This is a genomic window from Enterobacter sp. 50793107 (genome assembly GCF_001463365.1).
Classification (GTDB): Bacteria; Pseudomonadota; Gammaproteobacteria; order Enterobacterales; family Enterobacteriaceae; genus Enterobacter; species Enterobacter cloacae.
In genome coordinates, this window is record NZ_LNII01000002.1 from 204,760 (window position 1) to 231,413 (window position 26,654).

Sequence of the window (26,654 nt, forward strand, 5' to 3'; positions counted from 1 at the left end):
TCTTACTGGGCGTCTTCGCGCCAGGCGAATTCGATCTCTTCGGCGAGAATTTTTACCCCGGCTTCGATTTTTTCCGGATCGGGCACGTAGTTCATACGCATACATTGATGCGTATGCGGCCACGGCTTGTCCAGCCCCGGGAAGAAGTAATCTCCCGGCACCATCAATACGCCTCGCTTCTTCAGGCGCTGATAAAGCAGCTCGGTGGTGATCGGCAGATCTTTAAACCACAGCCACAGGAAAATTGCCCCTTCAGGTTTGTGGATCAGGCAGCGTTCTTCCGGTAAATAGCGGCGAAGAATGGCAATCGTCTCCTGAACGCGCTGATAATAGAACGGCTTGATCACGTCATTAGACAGGCGCAGCAGATCGTTGCGTTTAATCATTTCGCACATCATCGCCGGGCCAATACCGCCAGGAGAAAGGCTGATAATGCCGTTCATGTTGGTAATGGCGGTGATGATTTTTTCATTGGCGACGATGATCCCGCAGCGGCTGCCCGGCAGGCCGAGCTTGGAGAGGCTCATACACAGGACGATGTTCGGGTTCCACAGCGGACGTGCTTCGCTGAAGATAATGCCCGGGAACGGCACGCCATAGGCGTTATCGATCACCAGCGGGATGCCATGCTGATTTGCCAGCGCATCCAGTTTCATCAGCTCGTCGTCGGTGATGACGTTGCCCGTTGGGTTGGTTGGACGTGATACGCAGATCATGCCCGTCTCTTCACCAATGTGCAGATGTTCAAAATCGACGTGGTATTTGAACTGACCTTCCGGCAGCAGCTCAATATTCGGGCGCGCGGAGACGAACAGATCCTCTTCCAGACCGGAATCGGCGTAGCCGATATACTCCGGTGCCAGCGGGAACAATACTTTTTTGGTGGTGCCGTCGGCGCGACGTCCTGCGAAAAGGTTAAACAAGTAGAAAAACGCGCTCTGACTGCCGTTTGTCAGTGCAATATTCTGCGGTTCGATATCCCAACCCAGCTCTTCACGCAGCATGTCGGCGAGGAGTTTCAGCAGTTCGGTTTTACCCTGAGGGCCGTCGTAATTGCAAAGCGCATCGGTTGCTTTGCCGTTTTCCAGCATCTGAGCGAGCAGCGTCTGGAAATAGGTATTCATCTCCGGGATTTGAGCCGGGTTTCCGCCGCCGAGCATGATGGCGCCCGGTGTGCGCAGCCCGTCGTTGAGGTCCTCCATCAGGCGGGTAATGCCTGAATGGCGGGTAAATTTGTCGCCGAAAAGTGAAAACGTCATAGCAGGTGATCTGTCGAGCTTGTTTTGAAAGTGGGTAACCATAACGCTAGCACCGTGCGGGTGCAAATCGGCTGGTGTGGTCGGATTTGTGGTTTTATGTGGCGGGTGTGGATTTTTGTAGTGAATAGTTCTGGTGAGTGCCCCTCACCCCGGCCCTCTCCCTAAGGGAGAGGGAGAAAACCGCGATGAGGGGGCTATTGGTTCCCCGCCCAAACGACCATCACTTTATCGCCATCATGTTCACGTACGAATCCATACCCCTCTTTCAGCGAAAGCGTGGTTTGCTTGCCTTCACCTATCGCCGGATGGCGGGCGCGGAACTGACCCAGCGTTTGCCAGTGGGCGACGGTTAACGCCTGTTTGCCCGTCACATCCTGCCAGTTCATATCCGAGCGTGTTCCCTGCAGAGGGTCGGAACCCGTCGGCCCGAACGGACGCTCTGATTCATCCCCATAATAGATTTGTACGCTGCCTGGCGCTAACAGCAGCAGTTCTGCCGCGCGCTGGCCCCCTTCGCGGAACAGGCGGGTGTCATGCGAAGAGAGATAGCTCAGGACGTTAAAGCTTTGCAGTTTTTCCGCCATCTGCTGCCACGTTAGATCGATATCGGCCAGGCAGTTCACCGCTTTTGCCGCCTGCTCCTGATAATCGAAGTTAATCATCGCATCGAAGCCGTGGCGGTAATAATCGCTCTGCATGACCCCGTGGCCCCAGGATTCACCCGTCATCCAGAACGGCGCATTGTCGAGTTTTTTGTCCGGGTGAGCACCTTTCCAGGCCGCCAGCGCCTGGCTTGCCTGGTCCTTCAACTGCTGCCAGGCCGCCAGTTCCACGTGTTTTGCCGTATCAACACGGAAACCGTCAATGCCATACTCGCGTACCCACTGGCTGAGCCAGTGGGTCAGGTAATCGCGCGGGGTGTATCCCGGGATAGCTTTTGCCTGGGTATCGGGCTTGTGCTGATAAAAGTTTGGCAAACCGGACGGCGTGGTGGATTCCGTTTTCAGGTCGGGTAAAAACGCCAGTGACATGGTCAGGTCGTCAAAGCCCGGGTTGTCGTAATCGCCAATATCGGTGCGGATCCATTTTTTACCCCACCATTTTTCCCATGCGGCTTTATCGCTGAAGTTGATGTAATCATTAAAGCTATGCCAGCTTTGTCCCGTACCCGGCTTCCAGTCGGTCCAGCGTTCACCCAGCGTCTTCTTCAGCTCATCACCCTGCAGATAGAGCGCGCCAAACTGGTACTCCTGCATGTCGGCAAGCGTTGCGTAGCCCACATGGTTCATGACGATATCGAACAGAATGCGGATGCCGCGCTTGTGCGCTTCATCGACGAGATGACGTAAATCATCTTCGGTGCCCATGTTGGCATCAAGCCTGGTCCAGTCCTGCGTGTAGTAACCATGGTAGGCGTAGTGGGGGAAATCGCCTTTGGTGCCACCGCCGACCCAGCCATGGATCTGCTCAAGCGGGGAACTTATCCAGAGCGCGTTTACCCCCAGTTGCTGCAGATAATCAAGCTTGCTCGCAAGCCCTTTCAGATCGCCGCCGTGGAAAGTGCCAATCTCCTGCATGCTGTCTTTGTGGCGGCCATAGCTATTGTCATTCGTGGGGTCACCATTCACGAAGCGGTCGGTCAGCACGAAATAGACCGTAGCGTTTTGCCAGCTAAACGGCGCGGGTTTGTCGGTTTCGGCGCGCTCAAGCAGCAGCAGGCCGTTGCTGTTGGCGGCAGGCTGAAGGGTAATTTTTCCCTGCTGCACCGTCGCGGTTTGTTTGCTGTAGAAATCTCGCACCACGGAGCCTTCCGGGAAGGTGTTTCCCACCTCCAGCGTCAGGGGTTTTCCATCCCATTTTGGGCACTGGCGGATAACGTTTGCCACCGGTTGTTCTGCTGCGCTCTTGATGGTCAGCATCAGGGTTGGCGTGCCGGAACGGGTATCGACACGCATCTGGTACTCTCCGTCGCGGAACAGACGCCACTGCGGCGGCGTGCCGTCACACGGTTTGAGTGACAGCATCTCGTTGAGTTTTATCGCTTCTGTTGGCTGCCAGCACGTGTTGTCAAAACTCACTGTCAAAGGACGCGTACCCTTCGCAAGCTTTGCCTGGCTGGTGAACATTCCGGTGCCTTCGGCGCTGAACGCGTTAAATCCCGGCGATGACCAGTCAGCGTGTGCCAGTGCGGGTAACATCAGAAAAGCTACGGCGGTGCGTTTCATTCCATCTTCCTGTCGCGGCATTTTTGACCAGTGTGCCATCAGGTGAGGCGTAAAAACTCATCCCCCGGCGCTTTCTGCAAGGATGACGCGAGAGGATGAGTGATCCCGCGCAAAATTAGGCAGTTATCTGCGAGATCGCACACAAATTTTCAGAATTGATGCTTAAGTGAGCACGTTTCAGGTGACATAGTTTCGGAATTGGACTATTTCTATACGTGCTCTTGAAGTCTATTTTTGATATGATTTGAGATTCCGCTCTCAAATTTGTGAAAAAAATAAGGTGTTGGAATGTTTATATCCGACCAGGAGACCTAATGATATCGACTCCCATTCGACGATATGGGGCCGCGATACTCATGTTACTCACCACGACATTTTCGGGTGGGGTGCTTGCAAAGACGCACACGGATACAACGAGTAAGAAAGCCCACGTAATAAAGACGACAAGCAGTAAGGTTAGCAGTAAACAAGAGTATTCTCGCAATAGTGCAAAGAGTAGTTCACTTCCTGATTTGCGAAAATACCCTTCCGGAACACCAAGGAAAAAAGCGTTTCTCCGGACAGTAATGCCTTACATCACAAGTCAAAACGCCGCGATTACGGCAGATCGTAACTGGTTGATCGCCAAACAGTACGATAGCCGCTGGACGCCGTCCGAGCGCGCGCGCCTGAAAGATATCGCAAAGCGCTACAAGGTAAGCTGGAACGGTAACACCCGTCGTGTGCCGTGGAACTCGCTCCTTGAGCGTGTCGACATCATCCCGGGCAACATGGTTGCGACAATGGCTGCAGCCGAAAGTGGCTGGGGCACCTCGAAGCTGGCGCGCAACAACAACAACCTCTTCGGCATGAAGTGTGTGAAGGGGCGTTGTAAAAATGCGCCGGGCAAGGTGAAGGGCTACTCGCAGTTTGAATCGGTGAAAGACTCAGTAAATGCCTATGTGGTAAACCTGAACACCCATCCGGCCTACTCGTCGTTCCGTAAGTCACGCGCACAGCTGCGTAAAGCGGATCAGGAAGTAACGGCCAGTACGATGATCCACAAGCTGAAAGGTTATTCCACCCAAGGTCAGCGCTATAACAACTATCTGTTTGCGATGTACCAGGATAACCAGCGACTTATCGCCGCCCATATGTAATCCCAATAACGCCTTCAACTGGAAGGCGTTTTCTTTTCTACATCATGACTTCGCTGTGGCGTTCCCGATACTCTTTCGGTGTGTTGTCATACTCTTTACGGAACACCGAATAAAAATACTGCAGCGACGGATAGCCGCACATCTGCGAGATTTCGTTGATCGACAGCGACGTGGAGATGAGCAAACTGCGCGCTTTCTCCAGCTTCTCTGCGTGAATGACCGCATGAATGGTTTCGCCCACTTCCTCTTTAAAACGCTTCTCCAGATTTGAACGGGAAATACCCACCGAATCCAGCACCTGATCGACCTTGATACCTTTGCAGGCGTGGTTGCGGATAAAGTGCATCGCCTGAATGACTGCCGGGTCGTTTAAGGAGCGGTAATCCGTTGAGCGACGTTCTACCACGCGAACCGGGGGAACCAGCAGGCGCTGAAGCGGCAGGGATTCGTTATCCAGCAGACGATGCAGTAATTTTGCGGCCTGATATCCCATCTGTCGGGTGCCCTGCGCCACTGAGGAAAGGGCCACGCGAGAAAGGTAGCGGGTCAGTTCTTCGTTATCGATGCCAATCACGCACAGCTTCTCCGGCACCGGAATGTGCAAATGTTCGCAGACCTGCAATACGTGGCGCGCACGGGCGTCCGTCACGGCAATAATGCCGGTTTGCGGCGGCAGCGTCTGCAGCCAGTCAGCCAGACGGTTTTGCGCGTGCTGCCAGTTTTCCGGCGCGGTTTCCAGCCCCTGATAGACCACGCCGCGGTACTTCTCCTGGGCGACTAGCTGACAAAAGGCGTGTTCGCGCTCAACGGCCCAGCGTTTGCCGCTGGAGGCTGGTAAACCATAGAACGCAAAGCGATGGACGCCTTTCTCCTTTAAATGCAGAAACGCGCTTTCGACCAGGGCATGGTTATCGGTGGCGATATAGTGAACGGGAGGATAGTGTTCGGGCGAATGGTAAGAGCCGCCGACGCCCACAATCGGGACGTCGACGTCAGTCAGTAACTGCTCAATGACCGGGTCGTCATAGTCAGCGATGACGCCATCGCCCAGCCAGTCTTTGATGTTCTCGAGTCGGGTGCGGAAATCCTCTTCGATAAAGATATCCCACTCAGATTGCGACGCCTGCAAATATTCACCAACGCCCTCTACCACCTGTCGGTCGTAAGCTTTGTTGGCATTGAATAACAACGTAATGCGGTGACGCTTTTCAAACATGGCTCGCTTCCCAAATAAGTCACAATACGGTTATCAGGTACGCCGCTTGGTGGCAGAGTCCATCCAGACTGCCAGCAAAAGAATGGCCCCCTTGACGATATACTGCCAAAACGTCGGGACGTCCATCATACTCATCCCGTTATCCAACGAAGCCATGATAAATGCCCCCATCACCGCGCCCGCCACGCTGCCGACACCGCCTGCGAGGCTGGTACCGCCAATGACGCAGGCGGCGATAGCATCCAGCTCGGCAATGTTCCCGGCAGACGGCGAACCCGCCCCGAGACGCGAGCTGAGGATCAACCCGGCGATAGCAACCATCAGGCCGTTAATGGCAAAGACCGCCAGTTTGGTGCGCTCTACGTTAATGCCTGACAGACGGGCGGCCTCAAGGTTACCGCCGATGGCGTAAATACGGCGGCCAAACGCGGTGCGCGTGGCCATAAACATGCCGCCCAGCAGCAGGAGGGCCAGCAGGAGAACTGGCGTAGGCACGCCGCGATAGTCATTCAGGAGCCAAATCGCGCCGAGCACGATCACCGCAGTCAGTGCCTGACGTCCCACCACGGATGTTGATGGGGAGGAGGCCAGCCCCAGCGACTGACGGCGCATACGGCCACGCCACTGCCAGGCCACGAACGCCAGCAGCCCGACCACGCCGATAGTAAAGCCCACGCTGTCGGAGAGGTAGCTCTGACCAATCTGTGACATGGCGGCGCTGGTGGGAGAGACGGTGGTGCCGTTGGTGATGCCAATCAATACGCCGCGGAAGGCCAGCATTCCTGCCAGAGTAACAATGAACGACGGGACCTTCCGGTAGGCAACCCACCAGCCATTCCAGGCACCCAGCACCAGACCTAATACCAGCGTCACCGCCACGGTCAGCGGCAGCGGCCAGCCGAGCCAGACGTCAAAAATGGCCGCGACGCCGCCGAGCAGGCCCATCATCGACCCCACCGACAGGTCGATTTCCGCCGAAATAATGACGAAGACCATGCCCACGGCCAGAATGCCGGTGATGGCAGTCTGGCGCAGCAGGTTAGAGACGTTACGCGCGCTCAGGTAGGAGCCATCGGTCATCCAGGTAAAAAACAGCATGATGGCGATAATGGCCGCGATCATCACGAATACCTGCAGGTTCAGCGCTTTTAACCCCGCGAATGCGCCGGGCGTCTGAACAGCGACTTTGATATCAGACGGATTGCTTTTCGACATGACGTTCGCTCCTTAAAGCGGCTTCCATCACCTGCTCCTGCGTCAGGTTCTGGTTAATCAGATTGGCTTTCAGTTTGCCCTCGTGCATGACCAGCACACGGTCGCTCAGGCCGAGCACTTCGGGTAATTCAGAGGAGATGACAATGACGGCGATCCCTTGCTGTACAAGCTGATTAATCAGTTTGTAGATTTCGTACTTCGCACCGATATCAATGCCGCGCGTCGGCTCATCCAGGATCAAGATGCGTGGATTGAGGAGCAGACAGCGCGCCAGAATGGCTTTTTGCTGGTTGCCTCCGCTCAGGCGTCCAATAGCCAGTTCCGGTGAGGATGTTTTCACTTTGAGGCGGGCGAGAGATTGCAAAATGCACTGCTGCTCTGCGGCATCATCAAGGCTGCTCAGCGCGCCGGAGAACTGATCGAGTGCCGCGAGCGTGATGTTTTTACCCACCGCCATTACCGGCACGATGCCGTCTTTTTTGCGGTCTTCCGGCACCATGGCAATTCCGTGGGCAATTGCCTGCTGGCAGTTGTCGATTTTCACCGGCTTGCCATCAATATAAACCGTGCCTTCCCAGCGCCCTGGCCAGACGCCGAACAGGCACTGCACGGCTTCAGTACGTCCGGCGCCGACGAGCCCGGCAACACCGAGAATTTCACCCCGGTGCAGGGAAAAGGAGATGTTGTTTACGCGTTTGATATGGCGATTTACCGGGTGCCACGCGGTCAGGTTCTCCACGCGTAACACTTCATCACCCGTTGTGTGAGGTTCATTCGGGTAGAGCGCCGTCAGTTCGCGGCCCACCATCATGGTGATGATGTCATCCTCGCTCATGCCTTCGGCTTCGCGTGTGCCGATGTGTTGACCATCGCGGATCACGCAGATGGTGTCCGAAATGGCTTTGACCTCGTTGAGTTTGTGAGAAATGTAGATGCAGGCGATACCGTGATTTTGCAGATCGCGGATGATATCCAGCAGGACGGCCGTTTCCTGTTCGGTGAGAGAGGCCGTGGGTTCGTCGAGGATCAGCAGCCTGACCTGTTTGTTCAGCGCCTTAGCGATTTCAACCAGCTGTTGCTGCCCCAGACCCAGGTCTCCCACGCGGGTATCCGGCGAAATGGCCAGACTGACCTGCGCCAGCAGTTTTTCACAGCGTAGCGTCATGGTGTCGTAATCCAGCACGCCGCGGCGCGAAATTTCGGCCCCGAGGAAAATGTTCTCCAGTACGGTGAGATGCTTCACCAGCGCCAGCTCCTGGTGGATGATGGCGATACCCTTACGTTCAGTATCGCGAATGTGGGTGGCCTGAATGACCTCGCCGGCAAAGACAATTTCACCTTCGTAGCTGCCATGCGGATAGATCCCGCACAACACTTTCATCAGCGTCGACTTACCCGAACCGTTTTCGCCGCAGAGCGAAACCACTTCACCAGGATTTAGCCGCAGGCTCACGTTATCGACCGCTTTCACCGCGCCAAAACGCTTGGTGATGCTCTTCATTTCAAGTAAATAAGGCATAACTGCTCCACATGACCCGAGGTAAAAACAGTACAAGTCGATGCGCCCCCGCAGGGCAGGGGCTGCGCTGGATTACAGTTCACTCTTCTTGTGGAAACCGTCTTTGATAACGGTGGCGTCAATGTTCTCTTTATTGACTTCAATTGGCGTGAGCAGGCGTGCCGGCACATCTTTCAGACCGTTGTTCAGCGTCGCGTCGGCTTTCGGTTGTTTACCGTTCCCCAGCTCTACGGCGATCTCTGCAGCCGTGTTGGCCAGTTCAGTGATGGGCTTATACACCGTCATGGTCTGGGTGCCCGCAATGATGCGTTTTACACCGGCGAGATCCGCATCCTGGCCTGAAATGGCCACTTTCCCGGCCAGCCCCTGCGCGCTCAGCGCCTGAATGGCACCCCCGGCGGTGGCGTCGTTGGAGGCGACGACGGCATCAATTTTGTTGTTATTCGCGGTTAGCGCGTTTTCCATAATTTTCAGCGCGTTTTCAGGCAACCAGCCGTCCGCCCACTGATCGCCAACCACTTTAATCTTGCCGCTGTCGATATACGGCTTGAGGACTTTCATCTGGCCTTCACGGAACAGTTTGGCGTTGTTATCCACCGGTGAGCCGCCCATCAGGAAATAATTGCCCTGCGGCACTTTATCGACCAGGCTTTTTGCCTGCAGTTCACCCACTTTTTCATTGTCGAACGAAATATAATAATCAATGTCCGCATTATTAATCATGCGATCATACGCCAGAACTTTAATCCCTTCTTGCTTCGCTTCTTTCACGACGTTACTTAATACCTGGCCGTTATAAGGGATAATGACCAGTACATCAACGCCACGGTTAATCATATTCTCAATTTGCCACATCTGCGTTTCTTCGTTGCCATTTGCAGACTGCACAAACACACTTGCGCCAAGTGATTCCGCTTTTTTAACAAAAATATCGCGATCTTTTTGCCAGCGCTCCAGACGCAGGTCGTCAATCGCCATGCCAATTTTGACCTCTTTGGCATGTCCTGCAAAGCTTGCAAGGAGGAGAGTAGTGCAGAGCGTTAGGGTCAGGTTCTTTATCTTCATAATTATTAGGCCTTTTGTAGGGGTATGTGTTGCTGAGATAAAAGAAACATTCACTGCTTAGACGCAGCAAATTTTTAACGCGGAAAGGCGGGCTGGCAATTACAGATTTTTATCTTCTCATTACGATATTTGGTTTATTTCTGAATTTATGACCGCGATCGGATTTTAAAATACGTAAGGTCTTAATTACATTTGATTATGGAATCTGCGCCGAAAAATAGTTTGCTTGCGCATTATTTTGCGAGCCAGCGCACAGTTGCGCATTCTCTCAATAGCAGTGTGAAATAACGTAATTGAGCAACCCAAAATGTCTATTCACTATTACTCCTGTATCAACGACTCGCCGCATACCCTGATTATGGAGCTCAATATGCAAGCTTATTTCGACCAACTCGATCGTGTTCGTTACGAAGGCCCGAAAACGACCAATCCTTTAGCATTTCGTCACTACAACCCGGATGAGCTGGTGCTGGGTAAGCGCATGGAAGATCATCTGCGCTTTGCCGCCTGTTACTGGCATACCTTCTGCTGGAACGGCGCCGATATGTTCGGTGTGGGTTCCTTTGACCGTCCGTGGCAACAGCCGGGAGAGGCTATCGAGCTGGCGAAACGCAAAGCGGATGTGGCATTTGAATTCTTCCACAAGCTGAACGTGCCGTATTACTGCTTCCATGACGTGGATGTGTCGCCGGAAGGCGCATCGCTGAAAGAGTACCTGAACAACTTTGCGCAGATGGTGGATGTGCTGGCGGCGAAGCAGCAGCAAAGTGGCGTGAAGCTGCTGTGGGGCACGGCTAACTGCTTCACGAACCCTCGCTATGGTGCCGGGGCAGCAACAAACCCGGATCCAGAAGTATTTAGCTGGGCGGCCACGCAGGTCGTGACCGCAATGAACGCCACGCATCAGTTGGGCGGCGAGAACTATGTTCTGTGGGGCGGACGTGAGGGTTATGAAACCCTGCTGAATACCGATCTGCGTCAGGAGCGCGAGCAGATTGGCCGCTTCATGCAGATGGTGGTTGAGCATAAGCATAAAATCGGTTTCCGCGGCACGCTGCTGATTGAACCGAAGCCACAGGAACCAACCAAGCATCAGTACGATTACGACGTCGCGACCGTGTACGGCTTCCTGAAGCAGTTCGGCCTGGAAAAAGAGATTAAAGTTAACATTGAAGCCAACCATGCCACCCTGGCGGGTCACTCTTTCCATCACGAAATTGCGTCTGCCATTGCGCTGGGCATCTTCGGCTCGGTCGATGCTAACCGTGGTGATGCGCAGCTGGGCTGGGATACCGACCAGTTCCCGAACAGCGTGGAAGAGAATGCGCTGGTGATGTATGAAATCATCAAAGCGGGTGGTTTCACTACCGGCGGCCTGAACTTTGACGCCAAAGTGCGTCGTCAGAGCACCGATAAATACGATCTGTTCTACGGCCACATTGGCGCGATGGATACCATGGCGCTGGCGCTGAAAGTCGCTGCGCGCATGATTGAAGACGGTGAGCTGGATAAACGTGTCGCGAAGCGTTACAGCGGCTGGAACAGTGAGCTGGGCCAGCAAATTTTGAAAGGCCAGTTATCGCTTGCGGAAATCGCGAAGTACGCTGAACAACATCAGCTGGCGCCACAGCACCAGAGCGGACACCAGGAACTGCTGGAAAATCTGGTCAATCACTATTTGTTCGACAAGTAAAAACATAGGCCCGGTAAGCGGAAGCGCCACCGGGCATTTCTGTCAAAGGAGCCACCACAATGTATATCGGGATTGATCTTGGCACATCGGGTGTGAAAGCCATCCTCTTAAGCGAGCAGGGTGACGTGTTGGCAACGCAGACTGAAAAACTGCAGGTTTCGCGTCCGCATCCGTTATGGTCGGAACAGGATCCGGAGCAGTGGTGGCAAGCGACGGATCGCGCAATCAAGGGGTTAGGTGAACAGCACAGTTTGCGTGAGGTCACCGCGCTGGGTATCGCCGGACAGATGCACGGCGCTACGCTGCTGGACAGCCAGCATCGTGTGCTGCGCCCTGCGATCCTCTGGAACGATGGCCGCTGTGCGGAAGAGTGCGCGCTCCTGGAAGAGCGAGTGCCTGCGTCCCGTGACATCACCGGCAACCTGATGATGCCCGGCTTCACCACGCCGAAGCTTCTCTGGGTGCAACGCCATGAGCCGGAGATTTTCCGTCAGGTGGCGAAGGTCTTACTGCCAAAAGATTATCTGCGTTTTCGCATGACGGGGGATTTTGCCAGCGACATGTCCGACGCCGCCGGCACCATGTGGCTCGACGTGGCGAAACGCGACTGGAGCGAGGCGATGCTGGATGCCTGTCATCTCACCCGTGAGCATATGCCCGCACTCTTTGAAGGCAGCGAAATTACCGGCACCTTACAGTCCGCCATAGCGGAACGCTGGAATATGCCTGCTGTGCCGGTGGTGGCTGGCGGCGGGGATAATGCGGCGGGCGCCGTGGGTGTCGGCATGGTTGATGCGGGCCAGGCCATGCTGTCTCTCGGCACCTCTGGCGTCTATTTTGCCGTCAGCGACGGATATCGCAGCAACCCGGAAAGCGCGGTGCACAGTTTCTGCCATGCGCTGCCAGGAAAATGGCATTTGATGTCGGTGATGCTCAGTGCAGCTTCTTGCCTGGACTGGGCGGCGAAGCTGACCGGGATGGCCGATGTTCCGGCATTGATTACCGCAGCACAGCAGGCGGATGAAAACGCTGGTACCGTCTGGTTTTTACCGTATCTCTCCGGTGAGCGTACGCCGCACAACAACCCGGAAGCGAAAGGGGTATTTTTTGGCTTAACCCATCAGCACGGTCCTGCGGAACTGGCGCGTGCGGTTCTGGAAGGCGTGGGCTATGCGCTGGCGGATGGAATGGACGTGGTCCATGACTGCGGCCTGAAACCAGCAAGCATCACCCTGATCGGCGGCGGCGCACGCAGCAGCTACTGGCGCCAGATGCTCTCTGATATCAGTGGATTGCAGCTGGACTATCGTACCGGGGGCGATGTGGGCCCGGCGCTTGGTGCTGCGCGGCTGGCGCAGATAGCCATGAACCCGGAAAAACCGCTTTCGCAACTGTTGCCACAGCTCACGCTGGAACAGGCTCATCTGCCCGACGCAACTCGCCACGCGCGATATGCTGAAAGACGCGATGTGTTCCGCAAAATTTATCAGCAGTTGCTGCCGCTGATGTCATAAGCGTGATTGTCTGTCAGAGGCATGAGGATGTCCTTTTTTGGTCTGTCCGCGTGCCTGTTTCCTCGCCAGTATGTATTTATACCCACTGGCGAGGAGCACCATCATGTCACGTATTGCATTAATCAACATCGATACCCAACAGTCTTTTCATCACCGCGATTACTGGCAGGAGCAAGATGTTCCGGCCTTTCAGCAGGCAATGCTGGGGCTGACAGAAGGCTGCCAGTCGCGCGGTATTCCTGTCGCCGATATTTTCCATGTGGATGAAAAAGGCCCTTTCTCACTGCAAAGCGGCTATGTCAAACCGATGGCCTTTTTACGTCATCAGCCGGATGTGGTTTTCCAGAAACATGTTCATAATGCCTTCACGGATACGGGCCTGGATCGCTGGCTGCGCGAGCGTGATATCAACCAGCTGATCCTATGCGGTATTCGTACTGAACAGTGCTGCGAAACCACCGCACGGGTGGCATCCGATCTGGGTTATGCTGTGACCTTTGTTAGCGAGGCAATGCTCACGTTTCCTATGACGTACAAGGGCGTAACCCTTAGCGCTGCGGAAATTCGTCATCGTACCGAAACGGTACTGTCAGGGCGATTTGCCGCGATTAAAACGGTAGCGGAGACGCTGGAGTCACTGTAATGCGCATCGACGTTTGGTTCGTTATGTTGCCCGGGGTGTTGTCATTAGACATGACTGGCCCGGCAGAAACCTTTGTCCTGGCAGGCGATGCGTTTTGTCTGCATTACATTGGTCCGCAACCTGAGGTGCAAACGTCGATTGGTTTGATGATGAGCGGTATCGCGCCATTACCGGAAAGGCTTCCGGAAGGGAGCCTGCTGGTTCTGCCTGGTGTAAGCGACTCCCGCGTTCAGTTTTCTACGCCGCAGGCGATGCAGATCCAGCACTGGCTGATGCGCCTGCAGCCAGCTATTCAGCGTCAGGATATCACCGTGATGTGCGTCTGCTCAGGGGCTTTGCTGGCAGCAAAATCAGGGCTGCTGAACAACCGGCAGTGCACAACGCATCATGAGGTTATCGACCGTTTACGCGTTGCCGCCCCCACGGCGACGATCAAAGAGAACCGGATATTCGTGCAGGATGAGAATGTCTGGACCAGCGCAGGGATCACCTCGGGTATCGACCTGGCGCTGCATATGATTAACCGTCTGTGCGGGCCAGAAAAGGCGCTGGCCGTGGCACGCGAGATGGTGGTCTGGTTCCGCCGGTCCGGGGACGATCCGCAGCTATCGCCATGGTTACGCTATCGCAATCATCTTCATCCGGCTATCCACCGTGCTCAGGATGCGCTCACCGCAGACCCGCAAAAAGCGTGGAACGTGCCGGATATTGCCGCGCTGGCGCATGTCAGCCCGCGCCATTTAACCCGTCTTTTCCAGACGCATTTGGGGATAAGCGTTCGCGATTACCTGGAGCAGCTGCGTCTGGCGGTGGCGGAACAATGGCTATTGCAGGGGCGCGGCGTGGAGCAGGCCTCACTGGCGGCAGGGTTTTCCTCCCCGCGCCAGTTTCATCGGGCCCGACAGCGCGTCGTTAACTGACGAAGCGGCGGGTGTCTAGCTTCTGTAGCAGCATCGACAGCAACAGGCTCACGACCAGTGTGGCGGAGAAAATCCAGACGATGTCCAGCACTGGCCAGCTTTTGAGTTCAACGCCTCTCGTGCGTAGTGCGTGGATCACCAGCGCGTGAAAACCATAAATCCCCAGCGAGTGCCGCGAGATAAAACCCAGCACGGGAAGAGGGCGCGCATTCAGGGTGTTTTTAACGAGCGTCAGCAGGGAAACGGCACAAATGAAGACCATCGGCCCGCAGTACAGGTACCATGTATCGGCAAAATTGCCGCGCCATTGCAGCTCATGCAGCGTCCCGCGTGAAATGATAATCACCCCGATGATAAACAACGCGCCACATAGCCAGCTGATACCCCGCTTTTGGGTATCCATCATCCCGATGGCGCGCCCCAGCATGCCGTAGAGCACGTAGTAAAACGTATCGCCATTGATGTAGAGGTTTACCGGTAGCCACTCAAAACCGTCGATTTTCTGTGAGACGGTATTCGGATTGGCGATGATTCCTATCACCACCATCAGCGCCAGAAGCATCTTTCCGCTGACGTTTTTTACCTGAATCAACGGTGATACCAGGTAGATAACGATAATGGCGAAGAAAAACCACAGGTGGTAAAACACCGGCTTTTGCAGCAGATATTTGAGTGACAGGCCGGGGCTAATGGAGGTAAACAGCGTGATGTAAATCAGCGCGACGGCGCTATAAAACCCGAGACACGCGGCGATACGAATAAAATGTCGCGGTTGTGCGCTACGCTCGCCAAAAAAGAGAAAGCCGGAAATCATAAAGAACAGCGGAACGCTGACACGCGACGCGGAGTTGAGAATATTCGCGACATCCCAGTTAACAGGGCTGATACTGTGTGCGTTCGTAACATACCAGGTCGTCGTGTGGATCATCACCACCATCAGACACGCTATTCCTCGCAGATTATCAATCCAGCTAATTTTTGACTGCATCAGTTCCTCTTTTTCCCTGTAAATAGAGTGTGACTGCTATTGTGTAAAAGTCTTTCCTTGGAAAAATCTGAGTTTTATATCGCGGACTTGTCTGGCCATCGCGAGATTCGCAGAATGCCAGACCGTAATCTATAAAAGCTTTGCTACTAAAAATAACAGCCACTGACCGGGTCGGTAATAAAAATGATGATGAAGCGTGTGGGGTCACTCTTTCTGCTGGTGGTACTGGCCGGATGCAGTACGCCTCAGGAAGCACCTGCGCAAAAAGCGCAGCAGGGCAAAATGAGCCCGGAACGTTCGTTGAATATGGAACAGCTGTGTAAAGATCAGGCGGCTCACCGCTATAACCTGGATACCCAGAAAATTGATGTCACCGGCTTTGAGCGTTTTCAGGGCAGCTATGAGCTTCGGGGCCATACCTCTCGTAAAGAGGGCTTTGTCTGCTCGTTTGATGCGGACGGCCAGTTTTTACATCTCTCCATGCGCTAATCTGCTCGCATAATCGACAGCCAGACGCTCGACGCGTTCTGGCTCGAACGCTTATTTCCCAATTTTCCCTAAACAACCCCGTTTCGTACTGTATATCTTGCAGCCAGCGGGTATACTGGTCCCTTCCATTTAAAACCACACGTATCCAGCACGAAATACTATGCAAAAGTTTGATACCAAGACCTTCCAGGGCCTGATCCTGACCTTACAGGATTACTGGGCTCGCCAGGGCTGCACCATTGTTCAACCTTTGGACATGGAAGTCGGCGCAGGCACCTCACACCCGATGACCAGCTTACGCGCGTTGGGGCCAGAGCCAATGGCGACTGCTTATGTGCAGCCTTCCCGTCGTCCGACCGATGGCCGTTACGGCGAAAACCCAAACCGTCTGCAGCACTACTATCAGTTCCAGGTGGTCATTAAGCCATCGCCAGACAATATTCAGGAACTGTACCTTGGGTCACTGAAAGAGCTGGGTATGGATCCGACCATTCACGACATTCGTTTCGTGGAAGATAACTGGGAAAACCCAACGCTGGGTGCCTGGGGTCTGGGTTGGGAAGTGTGGCTGAACGGCATGGAAGTGACCCAGTTTACCTACTTCCAGCAGGTTGGCGGTCTGGAATGTAAGCCGATCACCGGTGAAATCACCTATGGTCTGGAACGTCTGGCAATGTACATTCAGGGCGTAGACAGCGTTTACGACCTGGTCTGGAGCGACGGCCCGCTGGGTAAAACCACTTACGGCGACGTGTTCCATCAGAACGAAGTGGAACAATCCACCTATAACTTCGAATACGCGGATGTGGACTTCCTGTTCACCTGCTTCGAGCAGTACGAGAAAGAAGCGCAGCAACTGCTGGCGCTGGAGACTCCGCTGCCGCTGCCTGCCTACGAGCGTATTCTGAAGGCCGCCCACAGCTTCAACCTGCTGGACGCCCGCAAAGCGATCTCCGTGACTGAACGTCAGCGCTACATTCTGCGTATTCGTACCCTGACCAAAGCCGTTGCAGAAGCTTACTACGCGTCCCGTGAAGCCCTTGGCTTCCCGATGTGCAACCGAAACAAATAAGAGGCGGCCATGTCTGAGAAAACTTTCCTGGTGGAAATTGGCACCGAAGAGCTGCCACCAAAAGCCCTGCGCAGCCTGGCTGAATCTTTTGCTGCGAACGTGACTGCCGAGCTGGATAACGCTGGCCTGGCGCACGGTAAAATTGAGTGGTTTGCTGCTCCGCGTCGTCTGGCGCTGAAGGTAGCAAATCTGGCGGCATCTCAGCCGGATCGTGAAGTGGAAAAACGTGGCCCGGCGATTGCCCAGGCGTTCGATGCGGAAGGCAAGCCAAGCAAAGCGGCAGAAGGCTGGGCGCGCGGTTGCGGTATTACCGTTGACCAGGCCGAGCGTCTGACCACTGACAAAGGCGAATGGCTGCTGTATCGCGCTCACGTAAAAGGTGAACGCGCCGAAGCACTGCTGCCAAACATGATCGCCACTTCGCTGGCTAAGCTGCCCATTCCTAAGCTGATGCGCTGGGGCGCGTCCGACGTACACTTCGTGCGTCCGGTACACACCGTGACCCTGCTGCTGGGCGACACCGTTATTCCGGCGACCATTCTGGGCGTGGCGTCCAATCGCGTCATTCGCGGGCACCGCTTCATGGGCGAGCCAGAGTTCACCATCGACAATGCCGACCAGTATCCGCAGATCCTGCTGGAGCGCGGTAAAGTCATTGCTGACTACGAACAGCGTAAAGCCAAAATCAAAGCCGATGCAGAAGAGGCGGCGCGCAAGATTGGCGGTAACGCTGACCTGAGCGACAGCCTGCTGGAAGAGGTCACCTCGCTGGTGGAATGGCCGGTTGTGCTGACCGCGAAGTTCGAAGAGAAATTCCTCGCGGTTCCGGCAGAAGCGCTGGTGTACACCATGAAGGGTGACCAGAAATACTTCCCGGTTTATGCCAACGACGGCAAGCTGCTGCCAAACTTTATCTTCGTGGCGAACATCGAATCGAAAGATCCGCAGCAGATTATCTCCGGTAACGAGAAAGTGGTGCGTCCACGTCTGGCGGATGCGGAGTTCTTCTTCAATACCGACCGTAAAAAGCGTCTGGAAGATAACCTGCCGCGTCTGCAGACCGTGCTGTTCCAGCAGCAGTTGGGTACGCTGCGCGACAAGACCGACCGTATCGCGGAGCTGTCCGGCTGGATCGCCCGTGAAATTGGCGCGGACGTTAACCATGCCACCCGTGCGGGTCTGCTCTCCAAGTGCGACCTGATGACCAATATGGTCTTCGAGTTTACCGACACCCAGGGCGTTATGGGTATGCACTACGCGCGTCACGATGGCGAAGCGGAAGATGTGGCGGTCGCCCTGAACGAACAGTATCAGCCGCGCTTTGCTGGCGATGAACTGCCGTCTAACCCGGTTGCCTGTGCGGTCGCGATTGCCGATAAAATGGATACCCTGGCGGGGATCTTCGGTATCGGCCAGCATCCAAAAGGCGACAAAGACCCGTTCGCGCTGCGTCGTGCGGCGCTGGGCGTGCTGCGTATCATCGTTGAGAAGAACCTGAACCTCGATCTGCAGACTCTGACCGAAGAAGCGGTGCGTCTGTACGGTGACAAGCTGACCAATGCCAACGTGGTGGATGACGTGATCGATTTTATGCTCGGTCGCTTCCGCGCGTGGTATCAGGACGAAGGTTACACCGTGGATACCATTCAGGCGGTGCTGGCGCGTCGTCCAACGCGTCCGGCTGACTTCGATGCGCGTATGAAGGCGGTTTCTCACTTCCGTACGCTGGAAGCGGCATCTGCCCTGGCGGCGGCGAACAAGCGTGTCTCCAACATTCTGGCGAAATCTGACGAAACGCTGAATGAGCGTGTGAACGCCGCGACGCTGAAAGAGCCGGAAGAGATCGCCCTGGCGATGCAGGTTGTGGTGCTGCGTGACAAGCTGGAGCCATACTTCGCAGAAGGCCGTTATCAGGAAGCGCTGGTAGAACTGGCGGAACTGCGTGACGTTATCGACGCCTTCTTCGAAAAAGTGATGGTCAACGTGGAAGATAAAGATCTGCGTATTAACCGTCTCTCTATGCTTGAAAAACTGCGTGAGCTGTTCCTGCGCGTGGCGGATATCTCGCTGCTGCAGTAATGTGCCCGCCGGGCATGTACAGGCTAAAAACCCGCTTCGGCGGGTTTTTTTATGGCGTGCGGGTGAAAATTTAATCTTGAAATGGTCAACATATTACCGCTATCCTTATCGGCGTTAACTTTCTCCCTCAGGAGCGCATTCCGAAAATGAACAAACACGACTGATGAATTTCGATCCTTGCTAAACGCGACCGCGTCGGCAGGGGATGTTTTGATTTCATTCAGGAGTGCTTATGGCTCATTTTGCGCAGTCCCCTTCTTTTATTTTGCATCAGGTCACCTGTCAGTTTGCGACGGGCGATATTCTTTTTGGCCCGCTGAACCTCTCTCTGGAGACATCCCTGTGTGCGCTCGTTGGTCGTAATGGCAGCGGGAAAACGCGTCTGCTGCGCATGCTGGCGGGGCTGGATGAACCTGCCAGTGGTCATATTGAGCGTTTTGCCTCACATGTCTATGTGGCACAACAGCAGGATATCTCCCCACAGACAACGCTTGCTGAACTGCTTGGTTATGACGCGATTTTTGCAGCGCGTAAGCGCATCGATCGCGGCGATTACCAGCCTGACGATCTGGAGATGCTCGACGGCTACTGGGATTTAGCAGAACGCCTGAACGAGGCGTTTCTCCAGGCGAAACTGCCACCGTTTGACCCCGATAAACCTGCCGCCGAATTCAGCGGTGGCGAGCGGATCCGTGCCCTGTTGTGCGGTGCATTTACGGCTGAGGCGAATTTCCTGTTGCTGGATGAACCCACCAACCATCTGGATCGACAAGGCCGGGCGTGGTTTTACGACCAGTTGAGCCGTTATCAGGGCGGCGTGCTGGTTGCCTCTCACGATCGTGAGCTACTGGCGCAGGTGCCACGTATTCTTGAGCTGAGCCCCTCCGGGCTGCGCAGCTACGGCGGCAATTATGCAGACTATAAACAGCAACGGGATGCCGAACAGCAGGCTGCCCGAGCGGCGCTGGAGCATGCGGCAACGGAGCGCAAACGCACCCGCGCGCGAATGCAAAAAGAGCATGATGACAGCCAGCGGCGTTCGGCGAAGACCATACGCACGGTCGATACCCTGAATATCGCGTCGTTTGAGCGGGTCAAATATAAAGCGGCGGCAAAAGAGCGTATCGGCTCGTGGAAAAAACAGCACAGCGATCAAAACGATGCGCTGAATGCCGCGGTAAACAAGGCGCGGGAACGGGTTGAAGAAGACGCCCCGATCATGTTTACCCTGCCAGGAAGCCAGATTGCTGAGGGAAAACAGGTGCTGGTGCTGGAGGAACTGCAATTGCCGCATGTCTCACTTCCGCCAATGAACTGGCGGATGGACGGCCCGATGCGCGTGGCGCTCAGGGGGCCCAATGGCTGCGGTAAATCAACGCTGTTAAAAGTCATCCTCGGTGAAACCGCACCCCGTGCAGGCAGTTGTAAGGTATCGGTGACGTGTGCGTATCTCGATCAGCACCTGTCGCAGCTGGATCTGACGCAGTCGGTGATGGCACATCTCAATCTGAGCAATACGCCGCTGGAAGAGGGGACGCTGCGCACCCGCCTGGCACAGCTTCAACTGGGGGCAGATAAAGTCTCACTGCCGCTGGCAGAGTTGAGCGGAGGTGAGCGTCTGAAAGCCGCCTTGGCCTGCGTGTTGTGGCGCGAGCACGCCACGCAGCTTTTACTGCTTGATGAACCGACCAACCATCTGGACCTGGCATCGGTCCAGGCGATTGAAGCGGCGCTGGCCGGTTTCCCCGGAGCACTGCTGGTGGTGTCCCATGATGAAAGCTTTCTGCAAGGGTTGGCGTTAACGCATGAACTGGTGTGGGAGGAGACGGGCTGGCGTTGTGAAGGCCTTTAAAACACAAACCCCCGCAAAGGCGGGGGCGGTAATTCACGGTACTGCATCACGCTATCTGTTTGCTGAGTGCAGGGTTGGCCTGAATCAGGCGCATCAGCTTTAACTCGGTTGGCGTGGGTTTCTCTCGTTTCGACTCCCACTCCAGCACCATCGCTACGCTGACACCCATCGCTCTGGCGAATTCATCTGTTTTTAAACCTGTCCCTTTGCGCAATTGCTCATATTCTGTAAAGGGATTGGATTTCTGTTGCAGGGTCACTGTCTGCGGTACATCTTTAAAAATAATCTGTTCCAGGCTGCTCAGCAGCTCAAACTCAGGATCTTTATATTCCATTGAGAACTCCTCTTAAATCACACACCGGGATCAAGAACATCAGAGAGCCCATTAAGAATAGTCCCTAATACAAACGAAGGATCATCACGCTTGTGATTAATCGTGCGGTAACGATCGCTTTATCCGTTTCAGCTATGCGGATAGTTATGCTAATTACCTGATTAACCATATGTCGGCTTCGCCAGGTATTTTTTTGTAAAGAGTAAGAAATAAAATGGCAATAGCCGTTTTGCATGAAAAGAGTATCTTGCAGCGCTGACCTGGACTATCCTTGTCAGCGTTGGGCACGCGTGTGCCGATGTGCGCTTTTTTGGGTGAAAGGAGTAATGAAATGGCGACAGGAAAGTCCTGCTCTCGCTGGTTTGCGCCTATTGCGGCGTTGTTGATGGTTGTTAGCCTGAGTGGGTGTTTTGATAAAGAAGGCGATCAGCGCAAAGCGTTTATCGATTTTCTGCAGAATACAGTGATGCGCAGCGGCGAGCGTTTGCCGACGCTGACTGCGGATCAGAAAAAACAGTTTGGCCCCTTCGTGTCTGATTACGCCATTCTGTATGGTTATTCACAGCAGGTAAGCCAGGCGATGGACTCCGGCATTCGTCCGGTTGTGGATAGCGTTAACGCCATCCGTGTCCCGCAGGATTATGTCACCCAACGTGAACCGCTTCGCCAGTCTAACGGTGCGCTCGGCGTGCTGAGCCAGCAATTGCAGAACGCGAAAATGCAGGCTGACGCGTCACGTTCCGCGCTGAAACAGGGCGACGATCTCAAACCGGTCTTCGACAAAGTGTATGAGAAAGTGGTGACCAAACCTTCGGATGCCCTGCAACCGCTGATCCCCGCCGCGCAGATCTTCACGCAGCAGCTGGTTCAGGTAGGGGATTTTATCTCCCAGCAGGGAACGCAGGTGAGCTTTGTTGCCAACGGTATTCAGTTCCCAACCTCGCAGCAGGCGAGTCAGTACAATACGCTGATTGGGCCGCTGGCCTCCCAGCACCAGGCCTTTAGTCAGGCGTGGAGCGCAGCCGTCGCTGCCACAGAATAAACCGAAAAAACCCCGCTTCAGGCGGGGTTTTTTACATATGACTAAAATAACGCTTGTCATTCCTCTACCACATCGGTATAACTGTTCGCGTCGGTTTGTTACACAGACCTAAAGCAGTTTAGTAAAGCAGTCCAGATTGTTATCCATAGATACCCTTCGTAGTGACCCTTCCTTCATCGCTTAAAAATCTGTAACGCAACCCATCAAGCCGGAAGGCACAATATATTTGTTAATTAAGGTAATTCTATGTCTGCTAAAATGACTGGTCTGGTAAAATGGTTCAACGCTGATAAAGGTTTCGGCTTCATCACTCCTGACGATGGCTCTAAAGACGTGTTCGTACACTTCTCTGCTATCCAGAACGATGGCTACAAATCTCTGGACGAAGGTCAGAAAGTGTCCTTCACCATCGAAAGCGGCGCTAAAGGCCCAGCAGCTGGTAACGTTGTAAGCCTGTAAGCTTCCAACCCAGTAGCAAAGAATTTAAAAACCCGCCTTCTGGCGGGTTTTTTCGTTTCTACTGTTGGACCTGTGGATTGACGCAGTTTTTCTCCACGTTTCCGTTCAGCGCGGCGATCAGATTATCCACCGCGGTGGCCGCCATGTTGTAACGCGTCTCGTGCGTCGCAGAACCAATATGGGGCAGCGCGACCACGTTAGGCAGCGAAAGCAGCGGCGAATCCACCGGCAGCGGCTCCTGTTCAAACACGTCCAGACCGGCCGCATGGATCTCACCGTTTTGTAGCGCCTCAATTAACGCCTTCTCATCCACGACCGGGCCACGACCCGCATTGATGAAAATGGCGGATTTCTTCATCTTTTCAAACGCCGCTTTGCCAATCAGATGCCGGGTTTCGTCCGTCAGAGGCAGGATCAGACAGACAAAATCCGCTTCCTGCAACAGCGTATCCAACTCGCAATAGCGGGCGTTGAAGCGTTCTTCGGCTTCGCTGTGATGGCGACGCGCGTTATACAGAATCGGCATGTTAAAACCGAAATGCGCACGCTGCGCCAGCGCCAGGCCGATCCGGCCCATGCCAACAATCCCCAGCGTTTTGCCATGAACATCCACACCGAACCAGTCCGGGCCGATGCTTTTTGTCCACTCGCCCGCTTTGACGCGCTCGGCCACCTCCACCACGCGGCGGGCAGTGCTGAGCATCAGCGCCATCAGCGTGTCGGCCACGGTCTCCGTCAGGGCATGTGGCGTATGCATCAGCAGAATGTTGCGCGCGTTGAGGGCGTCCACGTCAAAATTGTCGTAACCCACGGAAACGGTTGAGGTAGCACGAAGCTTCGGCATTTTTTCCAGCAACGCGACATCCACTTTTTCGCTTGAACCCAGCAGGCCTTCGGCTCGGGCGAACGCCCCGGCGTGTTGTGCCACCGTCTCCGGGCTTAGGTTCTTCACCTGCGTGACGGTGAAGTGTTCTTCCAGGCGTTTTTGCAGATCATCAGGCAGTGCTTTATACAAAATGACGGACGGCTTCATGCTTATCTCCGTTGATTTTTAATGATTCAGGCGTGGCGTGCGCCGACGGGGAGTTGTTGATTATTAGCAGGCTTAACAATCAGAGTAAGCCATACTGAGGCGAAAAGCGCCACTCCCATAAAGATGTATGAGGCTGACGGGCTGCCGGTTGCACCGTTCAGGTAACCAACGAACCAGGAGCCGCAGAACGAACCGAGCGCACCCATACTGTTAATCAGTGCCATCGCGCCGCCTGCCACATTACGCGGCAGCATCTCCGGGATGATGGCGAAGAAGGGACCATACGGGGCGTACATCGCCGCACCGGCAATCACCAGCAGCGTATAGGAGACCCAGAAGTGGTTTGCGCCCACGGCCCAGGAGCCGATGAAAGCAAAGGCAGCGATCAGCAGCAGTGGCCAGACAAACAGCTTACGATTTTGCAGTTTGTCCGATGCCCAGGAGACGATGATCATCGCGATAGTTGCCGCCAGATAGGGCACGGAGGAGAGCCAGCCGACTTCCACCATACCGAGATTTTCCCCGCCGCTGCGGATAATTGACGGCAACCACAGTACGAAACCGTACACGCCGATACTCCAGGTAAAATACTGCGCGCACAGCAGGATCACGTTGCGGGAGCGGAAGGCTTCGCCATAGTTACGCACCGCCTTCAGCCCTTGCTGCTCTTTATCCAGCTGCGCCTGCAGTGCGGCTTTTTCATCTTCGGAGAGCCATTTCGCCTGAGCTGGTTTATCTTTTACCAGCACCCACCAGCAGAAGGCCCAGATGATTGCCGGCACGCCTTCGATGATAAACATCTCACGCCAGCCGAAAGACTGGATCAGGTAGCCGGACACCACTGACATCCACAGTACGGTGACCGGGTTACCGAGGATCAGGAAGGTGTTCGCACGGGAACGTTCAGATTTGGTAAACCAGTTGCTGATGTAGATCAGCATTGCGGGCATCACCGCCGCCTCAACTACCCCAAGGATAAAGCGAATAGCGGCCAGGGCAGGGATATTATTGACCACGCCGGTAAGCGACGCGCAGGCGCCCCACAGGATCAGACAGACGAAGATCAGCTTACGCACGCTGCGGCGTTCGGCGTAGATCGCGCCGGGGATCTGGAAGAAGAAGTAGCCCAGGAAGAAAAGGGCACCCAGCAGAGATGAAATACCTTTGGTGATCCCGAGGTCTTCGGTGATCCCCGCGGCGGATGCGAAACTGAAGTTGGCACGATCAAGGTACGCCAGGCTGTACGTGATAAACACGATTGGCATGATGTACCACCAGCGTTTTACTGCATTGGTCGAACTGTTCATAGGCTTGCCTCTGTTGTTGAGGTGGTTACCGCCGTTGTCTGTAGGGTACACGGTGGTTTAATTATATGTGCGGGTCGTTGCCCTCACCCTGGTCCTCTCCCACGGGAGAGGGGATTTACTCGTTAAGCTGCGCGCGCGTCGGCAATCCTTCACTGTCGCCCTGCACCTGAATGGCCAGCGAGCCGATCCAGTTGCCCCGGGCGATGGCCTGCGGTAGCAGTTTGCCTTCCAGCAGGGCGCTAATGACCCCGACAGCAAAGCCATCGCCCGCGCCGACGGTATCGACTACGTTCTCAACCTTCACGGCCGCGACCGCGCCCTGTTCACCATCCACGGTTTTAAACCATGCGCCATCGGCACCTGTTTTCAGTACCACCGCTTTTACCCCTTTATTCAGGTAAAAATCGGCAATCCCTTCCGGTGTATTTTCACCGGTGAGGATCACGCCTTCTTTCACCCCCGGCAGAACCCAGTCCGCCTGGAATGCCAGACGGTTCAGCTTCTCGACCATCTCCGCCTCGCTTTTCCACAACACCGGGCGCAGGTTAGGATCGAAAGAGATCGTTTTCCCCTGAGTCTTCATGGTGGTCGCGGCATGATCGAGCAGCTCATACGAGCTGGCTGACAACGCGGCTGCCACACCGCTCAGGTGCAGATGGCGTGCACTCGCAAAGTAGTCGGCGTGATAATCTTCCACCGAGAGATGGCTTGCCGCCGACCCTTTGCGGAAGTATTCCACGATGGGATCGGTTCCATTTTCGACTTTAGATTTAAGCTGAAAGCCGGTCGGGAAGCGTCCATCGAGCGTTACGCCTGCGGCATCAATCCCCTCTTTTTTCAGCGAATCAAGAACGAAGTGACCAAAGCTGTCGTCACCCACGCGGCTGACCCAGCCTGTTTTCAGGCCGAGGCGTGCCAGCCCCGTTGCCACATTCAGCTCTGCGCCTGCCACGCGTTTGATAAAGTGCTCAACCGTGCTCAGCTCACCGGTTTCGGTAGCGACAAACATCGCCATGGCTTCACCGATAGTGATCACATCCAGTGTCTTGTGCATGGTTTACTCCTCGCGCAGCAGGTTAACGTAATGCCGGGTGACAGCGGTTAAGTCCGCCCCTTCCAGCGGGAACTCGATCCCGCGTGGGGCATCGGCAGGCAACTGACTGAGCAGGGCCAGCCAGCGCGCATCGGCGCGATCCGGCGCGACGGCGCGGAACTGTGCTTTATGCGGTACGGCGGCTTTCACGTGGATATAGCTGACCGCCGGAGCCAGACGGGTTGCCGCTTCTTCCGGCGAGTCGCCGACCCACAGCCAGTTACCCATGTCGAAGGTCAGCGTGACGGGGAGCGCCATTTCCCGGCAGGCGGCCTGGAAGCGCTGCATCGGCGCAAGCTGGCCGCAGTCGGTCTGGTCGTTTTCCACCACCAGTGCCATGCCGCTCTCATTGAGCAAAGTGCGCAGGGCGGTAAGCGGCCGGGTGCCGCTGAAATGTCCCAGGGATACCTTAAGCCACAGCGCGTTGAGCGTGCTGGCTTCGGAAAGGTAGCGGGGAAGGTCGGGGTTGAGGGTACCGTCGGGCATAAACAGGGGGGC

The 26,654-nt window shown here is 55.2% G+C and carries 23 protein-coding genes; 11 read left to right on the top strand and 12 right to left on the bottom strand.

What is annotated here, in order from left to right; translation table 11 throughout:
• Nucleotides 1–2: 2 nt before the first annotated feature.
• Nucleotides 3–1,259, bottom strand: coding sequence for a valine--pyruvate transaminase (avtA, locus tag APU11_RS01045; protein WP_020686533.1), 1,257 nt, complete (start codon nucleotides 1,257–1,259; stop codon nucleotides 3–5).
• Nucleotides 1,260–1,453: 194 nt separating this feature from the next.
• Nucleotides 1,454–3,484 (bottom strand): alpha-amylase, encoded by a 2,031-nt coding sequence (locus APU11_RS01050; protein ID WP_058650607.1) that lies wholly within the window; start codon nucleotides 3,482–3,484, stop codon nucleotides 1,454–1,456.
• A gap of 314 nt (nucleotides 3,485–3,798) precedes the next feature.
• On the opposite strand from APU11_RS01050, the gene APU11_RS01055 reads away from it, so the two are divergent.
• Nucleotides 3,799–4,623, top strand: a complete 825-nt coding sequence (locus APU11_RS01055; RefSeq protein WP_072200337.1) for a protein bax — start codon at nucleotides 3,799–3,801, stop codon at nucleotides 4,621–4,623.
• Between the two features lie 37 nt (nucleotides 4,624–4,660).
• On the opposite strand, the gene xylR is transcribed toward APU11_RS01055, so the two are convergent.
• The 4 genes from xylR to xylF form a co-directional block, all read right to left on the bottom strand.
• Nucleotides 4,661–5,839: a D-xylose utilization transcriptional activator XylR gene (gene xylR, locus APU11_RS01060; protein WP_014830205.1), complete on the bottom strand. Its 1,179-nt coding sequence runs from the start codon at nucleotides 5,837–5,839 to the stop codon at nucleotides 4,661–4,663.
• A 33-nt stretch (nucleotides 5,840–5,872) separates the two neighbouring features.
• On the bottom strand, nucleotides 5,873–7,054 hold the full coding sequence (xylH, locus tag APU11_RS01065; RefSeq protein ID WP_020686536.1) for a xylose ABC transporter permease XylH: 1,182 nt from the start codon (nucleotides 7,052–7,054) through the stop codon (nucleotides 5,873–5,875).
• Nucleotides 7,032–8,573, bottom strand: coding sequence for a xylose ABC transporter ATP-binding protein (locus APU11_RS01070; protein ID WP_020686537.1), 1,542 nt, complete (start codon nucleotides 8,571–8,573; stop codon nucleotides 7,032–7,034). The genes xylH and APU11_RS01070 overlap by 23 nt, the downstream gene beginning before the upstream one ends.
• 72 nt (nucleotides 8,574–8,645) lie before the next feature.
• Entirely contained in the window at nucleotides 8,646–9,638 is a 993-nt protein-coding gene (gene xylF, locus APU11_RS01075; protein ID WP_060578302.1) for a D-xylose ABC transporter substrate-binding protein, read from the bottom strand.
• 370 nt (nucleotides 9,639–10,008) lie between these two features.
• Between xylF and xylA the strand changes: the two genes are divergently transcribed.
• The 4 genes from xylA (at nucleotide 10,009) to APU11_RS01095 (ending at nucleotide 14,408) form a co-directional block, all read left to right on the top strand.
• A complete protein-coding gene (xylA, locus tag APU11_RS01080; protein ID WP_014830210.1) occupies nucleotides 10,009–11,331 on the top strand; it encodes a xylose isomerase in 1,323 nt (440 codons plus the stop codon).
• A gap of 59 nt (nucleotides 11,332–11,390) precedes the next feature.
• Nucleotides 11,391–12,845, top strand: a complete 1,455-nt coding sequence (gene xylB, locus APU11_RS01085; protein WP_058650608.1) for a xylulokinase — start codon at nucleotides 11,391–11,393, stop codon at nucleotides 12,843–12,845.
• Between the two features lie 103 nt (nucleotides 12,846–12,948).
• A complete protein-coding gene (locus APU11_RS01090; protein ID WP_038418406.1) occupies nucleotides 12,949–13,488 on the top strand; it encodes an isochorismatase family protein in 540 nt (179 codons plus the stop codon).
• Entirely contained in the window at nucleotides 13,488–14,408 is a 921-nt protein-coding gene (locus APU11_RS01095) for a helix-turn-helix domain-containing protein (protein ID WP_038982530.1), read from the top strand. The genes APU11_RS01090 and APU11_RS01095 overlap by 1 nt, the downstream gene beginning before the upstream one ends.
• Here APU11_RS01095 and APU11_RS01100 read toward each other — a convergent pair.
• Nucleotides 14,401–15,396: an acyltransferase gene (locus tag APU11_RS01100; protein ID WP_029882714.1), complete on the bottom strand. Its 996-nt coding sequence runs from the start codon at nucleotides 15,394–15,396 to the stop codon at nucleotides 14,401–14,403. The genes APU11_RS01095 and APU11_RS01100 overlap by 8 nt on opposite strands.
• 183 nt (nucleotides 15,397–15,579) lie before the next feature.
• Here APU11_RS01100 and APU11_RS01105 point away from each other — a divergent pair, with 183 nt between their 5' ends.
• The 4 genes from APU11_RS01105 (at nucleotide 15,580) to APU11_RS01120 (ending at nucleotide 20,888) form a co-directional block, all read left to right on the top strand.
• On the top strand, nucleotides 15,580–15,885 hold the full coding sequence (locus APU11_RS01105; protein ID WP_023620070.1) for a YsaB family lipoprotein: 306 nt from the start codon (nucleotides 15,580–15,582) through the stop codon (nucleotides 15,883–15,885).
• 160 nt (nucleotides 15,886–16,045) lie between these two features.
• Nucleotides 16,046–16,957 (top strand): glycine--tRNA ligase subunit alpha, encoded by a 912-nt coding sequence (gene glyQ / locus APU11_RS01110; protein WP_003860141.1) that lies wholly within the window; start codon nucleotides 16,046–16,048, stop codon nucleotides 16,955–16,957.
• A 9-nt stretch (nucleotides 16,958–16,966) separates the two neighbouring features.
• Nucleotides 16,967–19,036 carry a glycine--tRNA ligase subunit beta gene (gene glyS / locus APU11_RS01115; RefSeq protein WP_058650609.1) on the top strand — a complete coding sequence of 690 codons (2,070 nt, stop codon included), beginning with the start codon at nucleotides 16,967–16,969 and terminating at the stop codon, nucleotides 19,034–19,036.
• A gap of 232 nt (nucleotides 19,037–19,268) precedes the next feature.
• Nucleotides 19,269–20,888: an ABC-F family ATP-binding cassette domain-containing protein gene (locus APU11_RS01120; RefSeq protein WP_058650610.1), complete on the top strand. Its 1,620-nt coding sequence runs from the start codon at nucleotides 19,269–19,271 to the stop codon at nucleotides 20,886–20,888.
• A gap of 46 nt (nucleotides 20,889–20,934) precedes the next feature.
• Here APU11_RS01120 and APU11_RS01125 read toward each other — a convergent pair whose 3' ends face one another.
• Nucleotides 20,935–21,222, bottom strand: coding sequence for an HTH-type transcriptional regulator (locus APU11_RS01125; protein WP_013094972.1), 288 nt, complete (start codon nucleotides 21,220–21,222; stop codon nucleotides 20,935–20,937).
• 331 nt (nucleotides 21,223–21,553) lie between these two features.
• Here APU11_RS01125 and APU11_RS01135 point away from each other — a divergent pair, with 331 nt between their 5' ends.
• Together APU11_RS01135 and cspA are read left to right on the top strand one after the other, a co-directional pair.
• Nucleotides 21,554–22,264 (top strand): DUF3053 domain-containing protein, encoded by a 711-nt coding sequence (locus APU11_RS01135; RefSeq protein WP_013094974.1) that lies wholly within the window; start codon nucleotides 21,554–21,556, stop codon nucleotides 22,262–22,264.
• Between the two features lie 246 nt (nucleotides 22,265–22,510).
• Nucleotides 22,511–22,723 carry an RNA chaperone/antiterminator CspA gene (cspA, locus tag APU11_RS01140; RefSeq protein ID WP_003860775.1) on the top strand — a complete coding sequence of 71 codons (213 nt, stop codon included), beginning with the start codon at nucleotides 22,511–22,513 and terminating at the stop codon, nucleotides 22,721–22,723.
• Between the two features lie 58 nt (nucleotides 22,724–22,781).
• Here the strand turns inward: cspA and ghrB are convergent, their stop codons facing one another.
• The 4 genes from ghrB to APU11_RS01160 form a co-directional block, all read right to left on the bottom strand.
• The gene (gene ghrB / locus APU11_RS01145; RefSeq protein ID WP_020686545.1) at nucleotides 22,782–23,756 is read right to left on the bottom strand and encodes a glyoxylate/hydroxypyruvate reductase GhrB; all 975 of its coding nucleotides are present in this window, start codon (nucleotides 23,754–23,756) and stop codon (nucleotides 22,782–22,784) included.
• Between the two features lie 26 nt (nucleotides 23,757–23,782).
• Nucleotides 23,783–25,063 (bottom strand): MFS transporter, encoded by a 1,281-nt coding sequence (locus APU11_RS01150; RefSeq protein WP_013094976.1) that lies wholly within the window; start codon nucleotides 25,061–25,063, stop codon nucleotides 23,783–23,785.
• Between the two features lie 115 nt (nucleotides 25,064–25,178).
• On the bottom strand, nucleotides 25,179–26,117 hold the full coding sequence (locus tag APU11_RS01155; protein WP_058650611.1) for a sugar kinase: 939 nt from the start codon (nucleotides 26,115–26,117) through the stop codon (nucleotides 25,179–25,181).
• 3 nt (nucleotides 26,118–26,120) lie between these two features.
• Nucleotides 26,121–26,654: hypothetical protein (locus tag APU11_RS01160; RefSeq protein WP_060578303.1), on the bottom strand; the 534-nt coding region annotated here is incomplete at its 5' end.